Below are 15,190 nucleotides of genomic sequence, written 5' to 3' on the forward strand. Positions count from 1 at the left end.
CTGAAAAGGTTGGGAGATCAGATCACGCTTAGTGAGATCCACGGGACCGCCGATATGATGGCAAGTCCGATCAAAAGCGCACCAATATATGGCCAGACGGCACGGATCGCGCTGTCTGGCGCGACATTGCCAATACGGCAGGCGAGATAGAAACCGATTCCCAATGGTGGAGCCATCAGACCGATATTCATCGCGACGACAATGATCATGGCATAGTGCACTGCATGGATGCCCAGGTCAGCAGCGATAGGGAACATAAGTGGTGACATCAGCACCAAGGCGGGTAGCCCTTCAAGCACGCAGCCCAACACCAGGAAGATGGCGATAGACAGCACGATGAATGAAATCGCGCCTCCAGGCATGCTGACCGCGAACTGGGCCAGAACCTCTCCGACACCAGCCTGGGTGATAGCCCAGGCCATCGATAGGGCCGTGCCGAGGATCAGCAGGATCGCACCGCTCATCGCTGCAGTTTCGACGAGCATGCGGTAGATCTGGCTGTAGGTGATGCCGCCATAAAGTATCGCGCCGATCACCAGTCCATAAATGACAGCGATAGTCGACACTTCAGTGGCGGTGGCGATGCCACTGGTGACCGACCCCCGGATAATGAAAGGCAGGATTAGCGCAGGCGCAGCGATGACCAGCAATTGCCCGACGGTTTTTAGGTTGGCGCGCTTCACACCATCCATCGATTCATGACGGGCACGGAACCTGGCCAGTGCCATCAATGAGAGTAAAAGAACCAGTGCGACGACAAATCCTGAAGCAAACAGATCCGCGATCGAAATGCCGGCGACCGAGCCAAGCACAATCAATACGATCGATGGCGGAACCGTATCAGCCATTGCAGCGCCGGTGGCCAGTTGCGCGATCATCTCGGGTGGCTTGTTGCCACGGCGTTTCATCTCCGGAAACAACGCTGGAGCGACCGTTGCCATGTCCGACACTTTTGAGCCGGAAATCCCGGAAACGATAAAAAGTGAGGTCAAGAGCACATAGCTCATCCCTGCCTTCACGTGGCCGAGGATCGAGCCAAGAAAATCGATAATGACCTTGCCCATGCCAGTTTGGTCCAACACACAGCCAAGCATGACGAAAACCGGAACCGAAAGCAGGATGACGCCCGACATGCCTTCATCCATGCGGCCCACCATTACAAATGGCGGCACATGAGTCGCGAAGGCCAAATATGACAATGTTCCGATCCCAAAGCAGAAGGCGATGGGAACGCCCGCGACAAGACAGACTGCCACCAAAAGAACAAGAAAAATTCCCAGAGACAGATTACCGATAGCGATGAAGAGCGGACTTGCCGCCCATAAGATCCCAGTCGCGGCAGCTACGATCAGGACGCCGATGAGCAAATCTGCAATGCGACATTCGCGAATAGCATGGAGTGCCAGCAGAGCCAGCATGAGCACAAATCCCGTAGGAATGGCTGCGACGCGCCAGGAATTGGGAATATGCAGTGCTGCAGAGGTGATGAAGGATTCTTCATATGTGTATTCGAACGCCACCGGAATGAGTGCAATCAGGAATGCCGCAGCTGCAACCAGAGCCGTCGCCTCAGTGACCGCGCGGATGCGGGGTGACAGAAACTGAAGAAACAGGGTCAGTCGCAAGTGTTCATTCCGGTCGATGGCGATGGCCGAACCCAGCATCGCGAGCCAGATGAAGGCAATCGAAGCAGCCTCTTCGATCCAGATGATTGGCAGGTTGACCACGTAACGAGATATGACGCCTGTCAATAGAAGCGCGATCACAGAAAGCATCAACATGGCTGCGATGAATTCAACGGGACGCATGAAGGGGGAAGCGGGTCGGGCAAATTCGTTTTCGGTTACCCCGTCGATGGCCGGGTCCTGGGTGGCAGTAGTCATCTGGATACCTGCATGTAATAGCTTTCGCGCAATGGAATGGGTCGCCCGAGCGACTCATTCCGAATGGGTCAGTGATATTGATCAGGCCAGGGAGCCGGTTACCTGCTCCAGCAGGGACCAGGCTTCGTCCCCGTAATTCTGTCGCCATTCCGCGTAGAATTTGGCCTCACGAAGTTGCCCGCGGATTGCCTCGGTGTCGGGCTTATTGAAGACCATGCCGTGTTCTTCCAGTGCATTGCGTAGATTCGCGTTCAGATCATCGATATCTTGCCGTTGATCCGTGGCAGCTTGATTGATATTGCGGCTGACAATCTCTTTCACATCGTCGGGCAAGCGATCCCAGGAGCGCTGGTTCGCCAGCATCCAGAACCCATCCCACATATGGTTGGTCAGCGAGCAGTATTTCTGCACTTCGAACAGTTTGCCGACATCGATGGTGGATAGCGGGTTCTCCTGGGCATCGACGATGCCGGTCTGGAGGGCGGGATAGACTTCGTTCCAGTTTATGCTCGCTGGTGCGCAACCAAGTGCTTGAAACATCGAGGTCCAGAGCGGGCTGACCGGCACGCGGATTTTCAACCCGTCAAGATCATCAGGGCCTTCGATGGGGCCGGTTGAGGTCGTGATCTGACGAAACCCATTATTGAAGATCTTGTCCATGACATGCAGGCGCGCGCCTTTAATCTGTTTTCGAACATATGCGCCGAGTTCGCCGTCCATCGCCTGCCAAACCTCAGAGGTGTCCTTGAAGGCGAAGCCCATGCCATTGATCGACGCAACAGGCACCAGTGAAGAGAGAATGATTCCCGACAGAGTGAAAAACTCCACCGCGCCCGAACGCACCTGGTTCAAGGTATCAGTGTCCGAACCGAGTTGATTGTTGGGGAAGATTTTTAACGCGAAGCGACCGTCAGTTTCCTCGGCGATGCGATCGCGCGCTTCTTCCATCCGGTTATTCATGGGATGACCCAGCGGGAAATTGTTCGCGAACTTGTATGTAAACTCGGCAGCCATGGCGCGTCCGGGCCTGAACAACGCAGGCACTGCAAGTGCGGCGGTGCTTGCACCGATAAATTGGCGTCGTTTCATGATTTGACCTCCTCCAGACGATTTAAATTTGCCGCCACACCAGTTTGCACGGGAGTGCGACATCCTCCATAAAATGGAATACAACTTGCCATTAAGAATATACATTGTTTTTTTATACGTAATTTCATATGGTTGATAAATTAAATACTCCATATTATGGAGTTTATGGGGAAGAGATGGAAGAATCATCGGGAAGTCAAAGCATTGAGCGCGCCACGAATCTGTTGGCATTGGTTGCGCAGTCGCACGCAACGGGAAGCACGTTGAACGATCTCGTCCGAAGCAGTGGCCTAAAGCAGGCAACGGCGCGCCGGTTGCTGCTTGCGCTGATCCGAGCGGGACTGGTATCGCAAGACGAAGGCACTCGCCGATACCATCTGGGATTGACGGCTTATCTTTACGGAACCATTGCTACCGACAGTTTTGCCGACCACATGATGGCTGATGAAGCGGTGCGACGACTGGCGGAACGGTCTGAAGACACCGCTTTTTTCAGCGTCAGGCAGGGTCTGCACACCCTATGCATGCGACGTGAAGAAGGATTGCATCCGATCCGGTCGCATGTGCTTAACATAGGCCAGCGCCATCCGCTGGGCGTCGCAGCCCATGGTATCGCAATACTTGCCAGTCTACCTGATGCCGAGGTTGAGATGATTTCGGCAACCCATAGGGCTTACTACGACAGCCACTATCCAATGCTGACTGAAGACGTCCTGCGCCAGGCAATTGCCGAGGCGCGTCGTCGAGGTTGTGCGATCAACCGTGGTATTTTTCACCGTGGGGCATGGGCCATCAGTGTCGCCGTGCATGGCCCCAGTGGGCAGGTCATTGGAGCTCTGTCAATTGGAGCCATCGAAGATCGTCTGAACGAACAGCGCCAGCCTGAGATCATCGCAATGCTGAAATCAGAAGCACGCAAGTTGGAAAGCCGCTTTTCCGAAGTGGCACTGCATCTCAACCCAACCACGAATGATGGCGCCGTAACACGGCGCCGCATCAATGGATCCGAAAGGACACCCTCATGATTCTGCCCCATCAATATCCAGACCGCACATTACGCCACCCGGGACCGGTTCAGCCAGGCCAAATGGTTAGCCATGCAGGAGATGTAGTAGCTGGCACGCTGACGCTACCAGCGGGGTCGGTTCTGATGCATGCGATTGGTGCGGAATTGACTGCCAGAGGCATTCGCGCCGCTGCGTTGGATCTGTCAGGCATCGTCTTGGGGCCGATGAATTTCGTTATGCCAACTTGGTCGAAAAGCTTCGATCACGTTGCCTATTACAGCAATACCCATCATCGTGACGAACCTGTCCACATTGAATCGGGAACCGCCACATACGGGGAAAAGGACGGTGCACCCTTCTTGCATGCGCATTTGCTGTGGCACGATGCGGATGGTCATCAGCGTGGCGGGCATATTCTCCCCTTCGAATCCGTTCTGGCAGAAGAATGCAGCATCACTTTCACCGGATGCCAGCAGGTCGAGATGTCGGCCCGTCCGGATGCAGAGACGAATTTCACTCTGTTCGCTCCGAGAAACTTGATCCAACCGACAACGGGCGACCTGATTGTTGCACAACTTCGGCCGAATGCCGATCTCATCGACACAATCGAAAAACTGTGCCGATGCTATGGAGTGACACAAGGCCGTATTCTAAGCTTGATTGGCAGCACGGTCGGTGCTCGGTTCGATAACGGTGTGGCTGTAGACGACATTCCGACTGAAATTCTGGGGCTTGAAGGCTCGATCAGCCCCTGCGCCGATGGCTCCCCACAGGTAGATTCGCGGATCGCTCTGATCGACGCATCGGGAACCATTCATTTCGGGGTGCCCAGCAGAGGACAGAACCCCATTCTGATCTGCGCAGAAATATTCATCCAACGCTACGCCAAAGGCTCCGCTCAATGACCCGCTATACCGTTTCCCATTGGGGTATCTACGAGATAGAGGGGCAGCAATTAGCTCCCCTCACCAGCGACCCTGACCCTTCTCCCATCGGGTTGCACCAGATTGATCCTGCGTTGGACCGCGCGCGTATTCGGCGGCCTGCCATTCGTCGAAGTTGGCTGGAACATGGCCCCGGTGCGTGCCCCGAATTGCGCGGCAAGGAACCTTTTGTCGAGGTATCATGGGCAAAAGCTATCGAATTGCTTTCGTCTGAGCTGAAGCGTGTCAGGACGTCCTATGGCAATGAGGCGATCTTCGGCGGCTCCTATGGCTGGGCCAGTGCGGGACGTTTTCACCACGCCCAAAGCCAGGTGCACCGGTTTCTGAATTCAATCGGTGGCTATGTTCGGCATACCGGATCCTATTCACTTGGTGCGGCGCATGTCATCTTGCCGCATGTGATCTGTGACGTGAATACGCTGCATTCCATCCACACGACATGGGACGTAATGGCTGAACATACTGAGCTGTTCGTGACCTTTGGTGGCGTCCCTGCAAAGAACGCCCAATCCTCGCCCGGTGGGGCAGGTCATCACAGGGTGGGGCCAGGTCTGCGAGCCATGGCTGAGGCGGGTGTGCGCTTCCTCAATATCGGTCCCTGTGATGATAATATCGATCCCGTTTGCCGAGCCGAATGGCTCCGCTGTCGTCCAAATTCCGACACGGCGCTGATGCTGGCATTGGCTTGGCAACTGGTGCGGGACGATGCCCATGACCGGGATTTTTTGGATCGATGCACAACCGGTTTCGAGCGTTTTCTGTCCTATCTGACTGGCACGAGCGACGGCATCCCCAAGACGCCCGAATGGGCCGAACGTATCACCGGTGTTCCGGCCGAGCGTATTGTGGCGCTGTGCCGCGAAATGCAGACTTCGCGGACGATGCTGAACATCGCCTGGTCGCTGCAACGTGCGCAATATGGCGAGCAGCCCTTCTGGATGCTGATCACACTGGCCGCGATGTTGGGTCAGGTCGGTCTTCCGGGCGGAGGTTTCGCCATGGGCTATGGTCCGATGAACACCAATGGCTCTTCACATCGCAAGTTGCCAGGGCCGACGCTGTCACAGGGCAGGAACCCGGTAGAGGCCTATATCCCCTGCGCACGAATCTCCGACATGCTCCTGAATCCAGGGAAAACCTTTATCCATGACGGAATGGAAAGGCGCTATCCAGATATCCGGTTGGTTTATTGGGCAGGTGGTAATCCTTATCATCACCATCAGGACCTGAATCGGCTGAACGAGGCGTGGCAAAAGCCAGAGACCATCGTCATCCAGGATCCCTATTGGACCGCAAGCGCCAAGCGCGCCGACATTGCCTTGCCGGTCAGCGTCGCGACCGAACGCGAAGATATCGGTTACTCTTCACAGGAAGGTTTTGTGGTTGCCATGCGGAAGATGCGAGCTCCCCTCGGGGAGGCGCGTTCCGATTACGCGATCTTCAGTGACCTCGCCTATGCGATGGGCACTGAAGATGAGTTCACAGAAGGGCGCAGCGAGCAGGAATGGCTCGAGCACATGTATGGTGAAATGAGATCACAATGGTTGAAGCAGGGAGTAGATGTGCCGGAATTCTCGAATTTCTGGCGCGACGGGCTTATTGATCTGTCGGCGACAGCTTGCAGCCGGATTATGCTTGAGAAATACCGTGGCGATCCGACCTCTCATCCGCTGCCAACGCCTTCTGGCCTGCTAGAGATCTTCTCGGAAACGATAGCCGGCTTCGGACTTCCCGACTGCCCTGGGCATCCTGTCTGGCTGGAGCCAGACGAATGTCTGGGCCGTGCATCGGATAAAGAGTTGCATTTGCTCACGGATCAGCCTGCAAACAAGCTGCACAGCCAGATGGACCCTGGCCGTTTTAGCTCAAAGGCGAAATCCAGGGGCAGAGTTATCTTGGCAATGAGCCCCGAAGATGCACGCCAGCACGGTCTGAACGATGGGGAGGTCGTGGAGTTGTGGAACGAGCGCGGGCGCTGCCTTGCCGTGCTCAGCGTGACCGATCATATAATGAATGGCGTCGTTCGTATGCCAACAGGCGCGTGGTATGATCCGGATGAATCCGGCCGCGACCGTCATGGCAATCCAAATATTCTTACACGAGATGTGGGAACCTCAGGGCTGAGCCAAGGATGCACGGCGCAAAGCTGTCTCGTCCGAGTCCGGCGAGCTGAAGATGATTTGATTGAGCCGAACCCATTCGATCCACCGGAGTTTTCTGATCTTTCAGATGACGAGCCTCATTACTTTGGTGCAGACGATCGTCATGGCAACATTCCAGATTCAGCTGCGCAAACTCGGGATTCCTGAATATGACTATACTGGTTTTTGGTGGCTTGGGCCATGTTGGATCGTGGATCACCCATGATCTGGTTTCTCGAGGCACCGACGTTGCGGTGTTCGATCTAGGTGCACGAGCGTTCGACAGGATGGACTATGATTATCTGACACCCCTGCGTGATCGCATCCACCTGGAGGCTGTTGACGTTTTGGATACGCACGCCCTCTACGATCGGATGCGAGCCTATGACATTGAGGCGGTTATTTTCGGGGTCGCCGTAATATCCGGGCCGGAATTCCAGCTTCGGCCCTTCCGAAATATACAGATCAACACGGTCGGGTTGTTGAATGTGATCGAGGCCTGCCGCGTTCTTGGCGTGCCAAAATTTGTCAACATGAGTTCCGGAGCGGTCTATGGAGATCATCCGGGAGACCAAACCGAGGATTTACCCTATAAAGCGACCGATCTTTATAGCGGAACCAAGATAGCCAACGAGGTGCTGGCGCTACAATATGGCGAGACCTATGGAATGGATGTCCGCAATGCGCGGCTCTTCGCTATCTATGGCCCAGGGAAACGGCCCTCCCAGATGAATGCACTCTATCAGGTGCTGTTCGGACCGCTGGAGGGAATGACCGGCATGTCTACTCCTTCAGGAGCAGATCAGATTTTCGACTGGACCCATGTGCGGGATTCGGCCAAGGGCGTCATCGACATTCTTGATGCCGATGATGTTGCTGGCGAAAGCTTTAACATCTCTTGCGGAACAGCATTCCGTCACAGCGATATTTTGCAGCAAGTCCGCGAGTTGATTGGTTACGACCCGCATGTAACGATGGGGCCGGGAAAGTTCCTGAACCGCGGCGCGCCGCTAAATATCGGGAAGGCCGAAAGGTTGATCGGCTTTACGCCAAGATTTGGTGATATCCGTGAAGGATTAGCAGACTACCAGCGATGGTTAAACCCCGCCACGACTGATCGTGGCGCAACATAAGGCCCCGGTGAAATTGATCGCAAACGAAACCAAAGCGGGGCGGGTCCAGATTGCATCATGAGCCACAAGATGTCGCTGCGCGATCGTGCAGTGCATCGTGCGCTCCGATGCCAGTGCCGGATCATGTTCAACAGCCTTGAAGGCATGATACGTCGATGGTGTGATCCCCGGAACCCGGCAGATCGGCCCGACACCAAAGACGCCACGGTGATCGTCGAGAAACGCGATCATTTGCGGAACGGGCGGTCGAGCTCCGCCGCCGCGAAATATGCTCTGGCCTTCTTCAGGAACTCATTGGCCTGGCGAAGTTTCCGGACCTCACGTTCCATCTCCTTGATCCGGTCCTTCTCGGGGCTCGTCAGTCCGCCGGGCTGTCCGGCGTCACGCTCGGCCTGCTGGCACCAGACCCGCAGGCTGTCGGGCGGAACAGCCAAGCTTCGGCGCGTTCGCCTTATAGGCGGCTGCGTCGCTGGCGTAGGCGGCGCGGCTCTCTCGGAAAAGCCGAACACCGCGTTGGCGCAGTTCGGCAGGATAGGCGGGGGTGAATCTTTGCTTCGTCATAGAGTTCATCCTTTGAGTGTTCTACTCTCCGGTAAACTTGGGGCCGTTCAATGTTGACAAACGACGAACCCTCCGGTTGTGTGATTTGTACATCCTGCAAAGCCTTTTCTTTTCACAAAAAATGAAGCGTTTACGTTATCTTATGTCCAATCGCCCCGCCGTTTCAGTTTTATTTGCCGCCCTTCTTGTTGCTGCCGGAATATTATCGGCCGATGCACAAACTGATGAGACGATCGAGACAACTCCTACCCCTGCGCCACTGGCTGTCGGCGTTTATGTTCACCCGCCATTCGTGATGAATGAGGATGGCCATTATCACGGCATGGCCATCGATTTATGGGAGTGGCTGTCCGACCAGCGTGACGTGGCAAGTGAATATATCGAGTTCGACAATGTCGGTGAACTCGTGGATGCGACCGCTTCGGGGGAGGTCGACATTGCCGTGACCAATATGAGCGCGACGAGGGATCGCGCCGAACGTATCGATTTCACCCATCCCTGGTTCGATGCCGGCCAACGCATCATGGTCAATGATGATCGCAGTGCCGGCTTCTCGGATATCCTTTCAGGACTGAGCGAAACGGGGCATCTGCGCGCCTATGGCTGGATCGCTCTGGTCATCATTGCGGCCACATTTCTCATGACGCTGTTCGATCGCCATTTCGACAAGGATTTTCCACATCGCTGGCGCGATGGTATCGCCGAAAGCTTCTACTCGGTCATGTCGGTCGCAACCTCTGGCAGACCGCCATCGCGGAAAAACCTGTTCGGCTGGCTTGGCCGCGTCTGGCAAGGGTTATGGCTTGTCTGCGGCATCGCTGTTCTGGCCTATGTGACCTCGTCGGTCACCAGCGTCATGACGACATTGTCGCTGACCAGCCAGATCAACGGCGTGGCAGATCTGTCCGGACGTACCGTCGGAGTCCAGCCCGGCAGCGCGGCGGATGATTACGCCCGGGAGCTTGGCATGAACACACGTCCTTTCGAGCATATCGACGAGGCTGTCGATGCTCTCCTGAACGGGCGTATTGATGCGATCATCGATGACGCCCCGGTCCTTGAATATTATGCCCATACCAATCCGCAACAGCCTGTCACCGTGGTCGGGCCGATTTTCGCGCCCGACAAATATGTCTTCGGGCTGGTTCACGAGAGTCCGCTCACGCGTCCGCTGACTGTCGAATTGATCGGCGCGCATGAAAGCGGCCGCATCGAACAGATCAGGGAGCAATATTTCGGTGATGATCCATAAGGAAAATTTCATGAAACATGTTTTACTGAGCCTCGCATTTATCGCCCTGACACTGCATCCTGTTCACGCGGATCAGTGCGAGGATGCGGCAGACCAGGCGACGATGACCGAATGTGCGCAAAAGGCTTATCAAGCCTCTGATGCCGAGCTGAACAGGATATATCAGCAAATCGAGCATCGATTGAATGACGACGCCGATAGCAGGGAACTTCTCGCCCAGGCGGAACGCGCCTGGATAACTTTCCGCGATGCCGAATGCAGCTTTTCTGCTTCGGCAGTTGCCGGTGGCAGTGCTGCTCCGATGGTTCAGGCAATGTGTCTCGACGACTTGACGCAACAACGTATAGACGCCCTCCGGCTATATCTGGATTGCCCGGAAGGCGATCTGAGTTGTCCGCTGCCACCGGCGGGCTGAGCCATGCAAATCGATCAAAGAACGGAGGGATCATGACAGGATTTAAAGCGATCGTATCCGGCCTTGCGTTTCAGGGTATTGCGGTACTGGCCGGGGCGGCTTATGCGGATTCCCCCTGTGCCGGGGTCGATACGGATCTCACGGATCCGCGTACGCAGGACTATACGAGGCTGATCGCAGAAACGGTTTCGGAAGGTCTGGAAGGCTCGGAGCAGCTGCGACCCTCCGATGTCGAGATTTACAGTTACCTGCAAAGCGGCAATTGGAGTGCGGTTGAAGCTGCTGTGCCGACAGCCGATGTCGGCATGTTTTTCTTTGAGGAGATTGATGGCCTCAAGGAATTTCGGGACGTGTGGGGCGGTTGGGCCGATCCTTCCGATCGTCCCGAGTTGATCGCATGGGCAGAAGCATTGGGCACCCCCGAGGAACTGGCCACCTGCTTTGCGCATGTTATCATCGATGATGCAGGGGAGAACCAGGGGTCAACGTCGATATTTTCTCCGCCCGGTTGAGCGGTAGCGACAATCTGATCAGTTGCGATGTCATCGACGGTTCGCTTACAGATGTGGTCGCTGCGATGCCCGTTGCGCATTAATCGTGAGGCAAGGAGATTCAGGTCAGGCCTTGAGATGTTCAGATGTGTTTCCGGTATCCTTCGACGGGGAGGACGTAACATGGAACTCGCCGACTCCGTCGATTTATGCAACGCGTCGCGCTGTTATTCTAATCGAGACCGTATTGGCGGCGCGCAATCCAGCTGAGATCATAGACCAGCCAGATAAGCCCGCTGAGGGTTACGCCACGCAACGTCCTGGCCCGCAGTGCCACTACCGCGATGACCATACCGAACGACAGCCGCAACAGATATTCGTGTCCCAGCCCTTGCAGATGGGCCTGTCCTTTTATCAGGGTGTCGAACAGGTCGAAGACGAAAGACAGCGCGAAAAGACCGTAAAACCAGCGTCGGCGACGCATGAAAAAGCTTTCGCTCTCGGCGTGCTCCGGCAGCGCGTCCGGAAAGAGCAGCGTGGCCATGAGAAAATGCAGTGAGGCATAGCTGAGGATAAAGACATAGGTGCCGAAATGCCAGTCTATGACGCGGCGCAGGCCGAATTCCCACCACCAGAAATGCACGGCACCGAGCAGGATCACGAAAGCCCAGGTGATCTGGGCGAACATGCCTTCGGTGCGGGTGGGAAACTGAATGCGCCGAGACAACCCCGACAGGACGCGCGTGATTGCCAGGCCAAGGATCAGGCTGACGAGGATCCGAAGATGGCCGTAGGCGTCCATGCAGGTATCTGTCCTTCTTCATGTGGCAATTCCTTGCAATTCTTGTACATTATCTTGATTATCGACTCCAGACTATGGGCAATAAGCTGAGTGAACAGCCGGTCCCGGCCCGATATGGCGCACCGTTCTGTCGTCGTGGAAGGCGGCGAGCTGAATTGTGTGAACCTGCAGATTTGCAATGAATCTCAACCCCACAAACTTGATAGCGGAATGGCAGCGAGGCGATCACCGAATGGCACGACATCCGCGCCATCGGCTAGGACAACGCCAAAGGCAAAGCGATTTTCACGAGCCTCGGCCAGAGCTTGCAGGCTTCTGAAATCGCCGGCCTTGACGGTGGTGCTTGCCTTGACCTCGATGGCCAATGATCTTGAAGATGGCTCGAACGATCTGGCCTGACCGGATCGCCCCCGGTTCCGGTCGGGGATGATTCATTACGACGATCGTAGCATTGCGAGTGTCGGAGTTAGCCCACAGGCTACCCCGGTTAGATCGGTAACAGGAGAAACAAAATGGACTGGAACGACAACAGAAGCCACTTACTGCAAGGAGTCGGTAAACTGGCAGAACTTTCGCCGGATACGGTACAGGGTTATATGACTGCCAGCGGGGCAGGAAAGAAAACCGGTCATTTGGATGAGAAAACACGGCAACTGATCTCGTTGGCCGTCGCCGTGACAACCCGCTGTGATGGCTGCATCTCGGTACATTCCAATGAGGCACTAAAAGCAGGGGCGACCCGAGAGGAAGTGTCGGAGGCTCTGGGAGTGGCCGTCGCGCTGAACGCTGGCGCTGCACTGGTTTACTCCACCCGCGCTTTGGAAGCCTTCGACAACGCGGATAAGAGCTGACGCTTATTGATTGGCTGCCATCGGCGGACAAAAATGTTCAGAAAATGAAGTAATGACCAGTTATACAATAATGCTTGCACGACAATGGTGAGATGTGGACTAAGCTGGTTCATTACATGAGCGGATCAATTTGCCAGGCTTGCCCCCGTGTTCCCATGTCCTTCATGAAATCGGCGAATGCACGCACGGCCGGGGCAAGTTCGCGTCGGCTTGGATAGACTAGACTTACCGGAAGGGGCGGCAGTGACCAGTCGGGGAACAGGCGGATCAATCGCCCCTCTGTAATGTCCGGACCACAAATATATGCTGAGACCACGCCGATCCCGGCCCCTTTGCGTATCAGCCGGTGGATCGTCAGCACCTCGTCCAAAAGCACGCGCGGCCGGGGGACGATACGCCGTATCTCGCCATTTTTTCGGAACTCCCAAGCAAGGGGGCGGCCATCGGTTGCCGACATTTCGATCGTGTCATGATGGTCGAGATCGCTTATGAAAAACGGTGTGCCACGCCTTTCTAGATAGGCGGGCGATGCGCAAAGATAACGGTGCATCGTGCCAAGCTGGGTGGATACCAGGGTCGAGTCCGGCAGGGCGCCGAATCTTATGGCGCAATCGATGCCTTCGGTGACCATGTCCGCAAGGCGCGTCGACAGGTCGAGCGTTATCCGAATCTCGGGATAGCGATCAAGAAACACCGGCAACAATTCGCTCAGAACGTTCACGCCGAAACCGATCCCGGCGCTAATCTTGATATGACCGCGCGGCTCGCCGGCAAAGCTGCTCACATAGTCTACAGCTTCATCGATTCCTTCCAGCATGGGCGCGCATCTCTCGAGCAGCGCCGCACCCGCGGCGGTGAGAACGACGCTTCTTGTGGTGCGTTGAAAAAGCCGGGCTCCCAGCGCGGCTTCGAGAAGCGCCACGGCACGGCTGACACTGGACTTTGGCAACCCCAGCGCGCGCGCGGCGGCGGAAAATCCACCGAGAGCGGCAACGCGTTCGAATAGCCGTAAATGGTTTAGGTCAAGCGCCTCTATTGTCCACGCCATGGAACGATGTTTCCAATTCGAGTGTCTTCTGCGGCACATGCATTAGGCTCATATTGGCCATATCGCAACCGAATACCGGCCGCATTGTGCATTTTTTCGGCACAATGAGTGTCATGCACATCAATGTCTGCGCCGGAGGAAAGAGGAAGGCAATGGCTGATCTATTCACACCTTTTGAGTTGCATGGCGCCGCACTTTCGAACCGTGCCGTCATGGCTCCGATGACTCGCACCCGCGCCACTGAAGATGGCGTGCCAACGATCCTTATGCGCGACTACTACGCTCAGCGCGCCGATGCCGGCCTGATCATTACCGAATGCACGCAGATCTCGGACCAGGCCCACGGGATCATCCGGGCGCCCGGTATTCATCGGGCCGATCAGGTCGATGGCTGGCGGCCGATCACCCAGATCGTCCACGACAAGGGCAGCCGAATCTTTAACCAGATCTGGCATCCCGGCCGCGTCTCCCATCCTGAGATCATGGGTGGAAATGCCCCGGTGGCGCCCTCGGCAATCCCGGCGGAAGGAGATTTCTTCCTGCCCTCGGGGCGGGTCCCGTTCACCGTGCCGCGCGCGCTGGGACTGGAAGAGATCTCGGGCGTCGTGGCGGATTTTGCCCAGGCAACCCGCAATGCACGCGAGGCAGGTTTTGACGGGGTCGAGATTCATGGTGCCAATGGCTATCTGCTGCAGCAGTTTCTGGAGGACGGTTCCAACACCCGGTCTGATGCCTATGGCGGCAGCATCGAGAACCGCGCACGGCTTACACTTGAAGTGGTCGATGCTGCGATTGCGCAATGGGACACCGATCACGTAGCCATCCGCCTGTCTCCGGCCGGGGTCCATTACGGGATGCGCGACAGCGGCCGCCCCGCGCTCTACGACTATCTGATCCGCGAGCTTGCCGCGCGGTCCATCGCTTACATTCACGTTACGGGGGCGAACAAGGCCTCATATGATGCCGGCCCGGTGTCCATTGAAAACGTTGCTGGTTTTACCCGGGCCAGGTTCCCGGGGGCGATCATCATCAATGGTGGCTATAATAGGAAGAAGGCTGAGCGTGTCCTTGCCGGGGGTGATGCTGATCTCGTGGCGTTCGGGGTCCCTTTCCTGGCCAATCCTGATCTTCTTACCCGAATGAAGGTCGGCGCAGAACTGAATCGCCCCGATCCGGCAACCTTTTATGGAGAAGGGATCAGAGGCTACACTGACTATCCATTTTTGACGTCGGCACAGGCATGAAATGAGTTCCCGGCCAGGCCGGAAAAAGCGATCAGCGCGCATCTCGCAAGAGTTCCCGCCCGCTGCCCCGGTCGCATCAGCAAGCGAAAGCGAAAAGTGACATGATCAGGAGAGTTAAATTCGACCGGTCTTCCGTGGGACGTCATGGAAGCGGCGGATTTCAAATCGAGAGCATGTTTCTTTGTAGATCTTCTTTCGTCTTAAAGGGAGGGTCTGGACGGCTTTGTTGCGCAAAAGGTGCTTTGGGTATAATTTCCCTTTCCCGGGACAGACTTATCCTACGGCCATTGTCACGGGCGTGCCGAGAGCGGTGTAACGGTTCATGACGG

Annotated in this window: 15 protein-coding genes, 1 pseudogene and 1 other annotated feature; of the genes and pseudogenes, 9 read left to right on the top strand and 7 right to left on the bottom strand. The window is 56.1% G+C overall.

Features of this window, described 5'->3' with window-relative positions:
* Nucleotides 1-17: 17 nt before the first annotated feature.
* A complete protein-coding gene (locus tag Q0601_RS19830; RefSeq protein WP_305291647.1) occupies nucleotides 18-1,883 on the bottom strand; it encodes a TRAP transporter large permease in 1,866 nt (621 codons plus the stop codon).
* 81 nt (nucleotides 1,884-1,964) lie between these two features.
* Nucleotides 1,965-2,972: a TRAP transporter substrate-binding protein gene (locus Q0601_RS19835; protein ID WP_305291648.1), complete on the bottom strand. Its 1,008-nt coding sequence runs from the start codon at nucleotides 2,970-2,972 to the stop codon at nucleotides 1,965-1,967.
* A 176-nt stretch (nucleotides 2,973-3,148) separates the two neighbouring features.
* On the opposite strand from Q0601_RS19835, the gene Q0601_RS19840 reads away from it, so the two are divergent.
* The 4 genes from Q0601_RS19840 to Q0601_RS19855 are packed head-to-tail and all read left to right on the top strand — an operon-like array spanning nucleotide 3,149 to nucleotide 8,197.
* Nucleotides 3,149-3,997: an IclR family transcriptional regulator gene (locus Q0601_RS19840; RefSeq protein ID WP_305291649.1), complete on the top strand. Its 849-nt coding sequence runs from the start codon at nucleotides 3,149-3,151 to the stop codon at nucleotides 3,995-3,997.
* A complete protein-coding gene (locus tag Q0601_RS19845; RefSeq protein WP_305291650.1) occupies nucleotides 3,994-4,884 on the top strand; it encodes a PCC domain-containing protein in 891 nt (296 codons plus the stop codon). Before Q0601_RS19840 ends, Q0601_RS19845 begins: the two co-directional genes overlap by 4 nt.
* Nucleotides 4,881-7,232, top strand: coding sequence for a molybdopterin-dependent oxidoreductase (locus Q0601_RS19850; protein ID WP_305291651.1), 2,352 nt, complete (start codon nucleotides 4,881-4,883; stop codon nucleotides 7,230-7,232). The genes Q0601_RS19845 and Q0601_RS19850 overlap by 4 nt, the downstream gene beginning before the upstream one ends.
* A 2-nt stretch (nucleotides 7,233-7,234) precedes the next feature.
* Nucleotides 7,235-8,197, top strand: coding sequence for an NAD-dependent epimerase/dehydratase family protein (locus Q0601_RS19855; RefSeq protein WP_305291652.1), 963 nt, complete (start codon nucleotides 7,235-7,237; stop codon nucleotides 8,195-8,197).
* A gap of 156 nt (nucleotides 8,198-8,353) precedes the next feature.
* Nucleotides 8,354-8,470, bottom strand: a sequence feature (AL1L pseudoknot).
* On the opposite strand, the gene Q0601_RS19860 is transcribed toward Q0601_RS19855, so the two are convergent.
* A complete protein-coding gene (locus tag Q0601_RS19860) occupies nucleotides 8,425-8,706 on the bottom strand; it encodes a transposase (RefSeq protein WP_370656155.1) in 282 nt (93 codons plus the stop codon). Its footprint overlaps the feature before it by 46 nt.
* Nucleotides 8,707-8,900: 194 nt before the next feature.
* Here Q0601_RS19860 and Q0601_RS19865 point away from each other — a divergent pair, with 194 nt between their 5' ends.
* From Q0601_RS19865 to Q0601_RS19875, 3 genes are read left to right on the top strand one after another with little or no spacing between them, the layout of a single operon-like run.
* Nucleotides 8,901-10,010 carry a transporter substrate-binding domain-containing protein gene (locus tag Q0601_RS19865; protein WP_305291654.1) on the top strand — a complete coding sequence of 370 codons (1,110 nt, stop codon included), beginning with the start codon at nucleotides 8,901-8,903 and terminating at the stop codon, nucleotides 10,008-10,010.
* Nucleotides 10,000-10,425, top strand: coding sequence for a lysozyme inhibitor LprI family protein (locus Q0601_RS19870; protein WP_305291655.1), 426 nt, complete (start codon nucleotides 10,000-10,002; stop codon nucleotides 10,423-10,425). The genes Q0601_RS19865 and Q0601_RS19870 overlap by 11 nt, the downstream gene beginning before the upstream one ends.
* Complete coding sequence (locus Q0601_RS19875; protein WP_305291656.1) at nucleotides 10,401-10,937, top strand: hypothetical protein; 537 nt, start codon at nucleotides 10,401-10,403, stop codon at nucleotides 10,935-10,937. The genes Q0601_RS19870 and Q0601_RS19875 overlap by 25 nt, the downstream gene beginning before the upstream one ends.
* A 211-nt stretch (nucleotides 10,938-11,148) precedes the next feature.
* On the opposite strand, the gene Q0601_RS19880 is transcribed toward Q0601_RS19875, so the two are convergent.
* Both Q0601_RS19880 and Q0601_RS19885 read right to left on the bottom strand, forming a co-directional pair.
* Nucleotides 11,149-11,718: a hypothetical protein gene (locus Q0601_RS19880; RefSeq protein WP_305291657.1), complete on the bottom strand. Its 570-nt coding sequence runs from the start codon at nucleotides 11,716-11,718 to the stop codon at nucleotides 11,149-11,151.
* A 185-nt stretch (nucleotides 11,719-11,903) separates the two neighbouring features.
* Entirely contained in the window at nucleotides 11,904-12,083 is a 180-nt protein-coding gene (locus tag Q0601_RS19885) for a hypothetical protein (RefSeq protein ID WP_305291658.1), read from the bottom strand.
* A gap of 147 nt (nucleotides 12,084-12,230) precedes the next feature.
* Between Q0601_RS19885 and Q0601_RS19890 the strand changes: the two genes are divergently transcribed.
* Nucleotides 12,231-12,569 carry a carboxymuconolactone decarboxylase family protein gene (locus tag Q0601_RS19890; protein WP_119746404.1) on the top strand — a complete coding sequence of 113 codons (339 nt, stop codon included), beginning with the start codon at nucleotides 12,231-12,233 and terminating at the stop codon, nucleotides 12,567-12,569.
* Between the two features lie 112 nt (nucleotides 12,570-12,681).
* Here the strand turns inward: Q0601_RS19890 and Q0601_RS19895 are convergent, their stop codons facing one another.
* Nucleotides 12,682-13,386, bottom strand: coding sequence for a substrate binding domain-containing protein (locus Q0601_RS19895; RefSeq protein ID WP_305291659.1), 705 nt, complete (start codon nucleotides 13,384-13,386; stop codon nucleotides 12,682-12,684).
* A gap of 39 nt (nucleotides 13,387-13,425) precedes the next feature.
* Nucleotides 13,426-13,656 (bottom strand): annotated as a pseudogene (locus Q0601_RS24745) (helix-turn-helix domain-containing protein); the annotation flags it as partial.
* Here Q0601_RS24745 and Q0601_RS19900 point away from each other — a divergent pair.
* Entirely contained in the window at nucleotides 13,605-14,861 is a 1,257-nt protein-coding gene (locus Q0601_RS19900) for an alkene reductase (protein ID WP_305291660.1), read from the top strand. The pseudogene Q0601_RS24745 and the gene Q0601_RS19900 overlap by 52 nt on opposite strands.
* Nucleotides 14,862-15,190: the final 329 nt, after the last annotated feature.

It is taken from the genome of Paracoccus wurundjeri, from assembly GCF_030678915.1.
Lineage (GTDB): Bacteria > Pseudomonadota > Alphaproteobacteria > Rhodobacterales > Rhodobacteraceae > Paracoccus > Paracoccus onubensis_A.

Excerpts from the sequence above, each read along its gene's own strand:
- Q0601_RS19835 (WP_305291648.1), bottom strand. The coding sequence starts at position 2,972 with ATGAAACGACGCCAATTTATCGGTGCAAGCACCGCCGCACTTGCAGTG.
- Q0601_RS19840 (WP_305291649.1), top strand. The coding sequence starts at position 3,149 with ATGGAAGAATCATCGGGAAGTCAAAGCATTGAGCGCGCCACGAATCTG.
- Q0601_RS19830 (WP_305291647.1), bottom strand. The coding sequence starts at position 1,883 with ATGACTACTGCCACCCAGGACCCGGCCATCGACGGGGTAACCGAAAAC.
- Q0601_RS19850 (WP_305291651.1), top strand. The coding sequence starts at position 4,881 with ATGACCCGCTATACCGTTTCCCATTGGGGTATCTACGAGATAGAGGGG.
- Q0601_RS19880 (WP_305291657.1), bottom strand. The coding sequence starts at position 11,718 with ATGGACGCCTACGGCCATCTTCGGATCCTCGTCAGCCTGATCCTTGGC.
- Q0601_RS19845 (WP_305291650.1), top strand. The coding sequence starts at position 3,994 with ATGATTCTGCCCCATCAATATCCAGACCGCACATTACGCCACCCGGGA.
- Q0601_RS19870 (WP_305291655.1), top strand. The coding sequence starts at position 10,000 with ATGATCCATAAGGAAAATTTCATGAAACATGTTTTACTGAGCCTCGCA.
- Q0601_RS19855 (WP_305291652.1), top strand. The coding sequence starts at position 7,235 with ATGACTATACTGGTTTTTGGTGGCTTGGGCCATGTTGGATCGTGGATC.
- Q0601_RS19865 (WP_305291654.1), top strand. The coding sequence starts at position 8,901 with ATGTCCAATCGCCCCGCCGTTTCAGTTTTATTTGCCGCCCTTCTTGTT.
- Q0601_RS19890 (WP_119746404.1), top strand. The coding sequence starts at position 12,231 with ATGGACTGGAACGACAACAGAAGCCACTTACTGCAAGGAGTCGGTAAA.
- Q0601_RS19895 (WP_305291659.1), bottom strand. The coding sequence starts at position 13,386 with ATGCTGGAAGGAATCGATGAAGCTGTAGACTATGTGAGCAGCTTTGCC.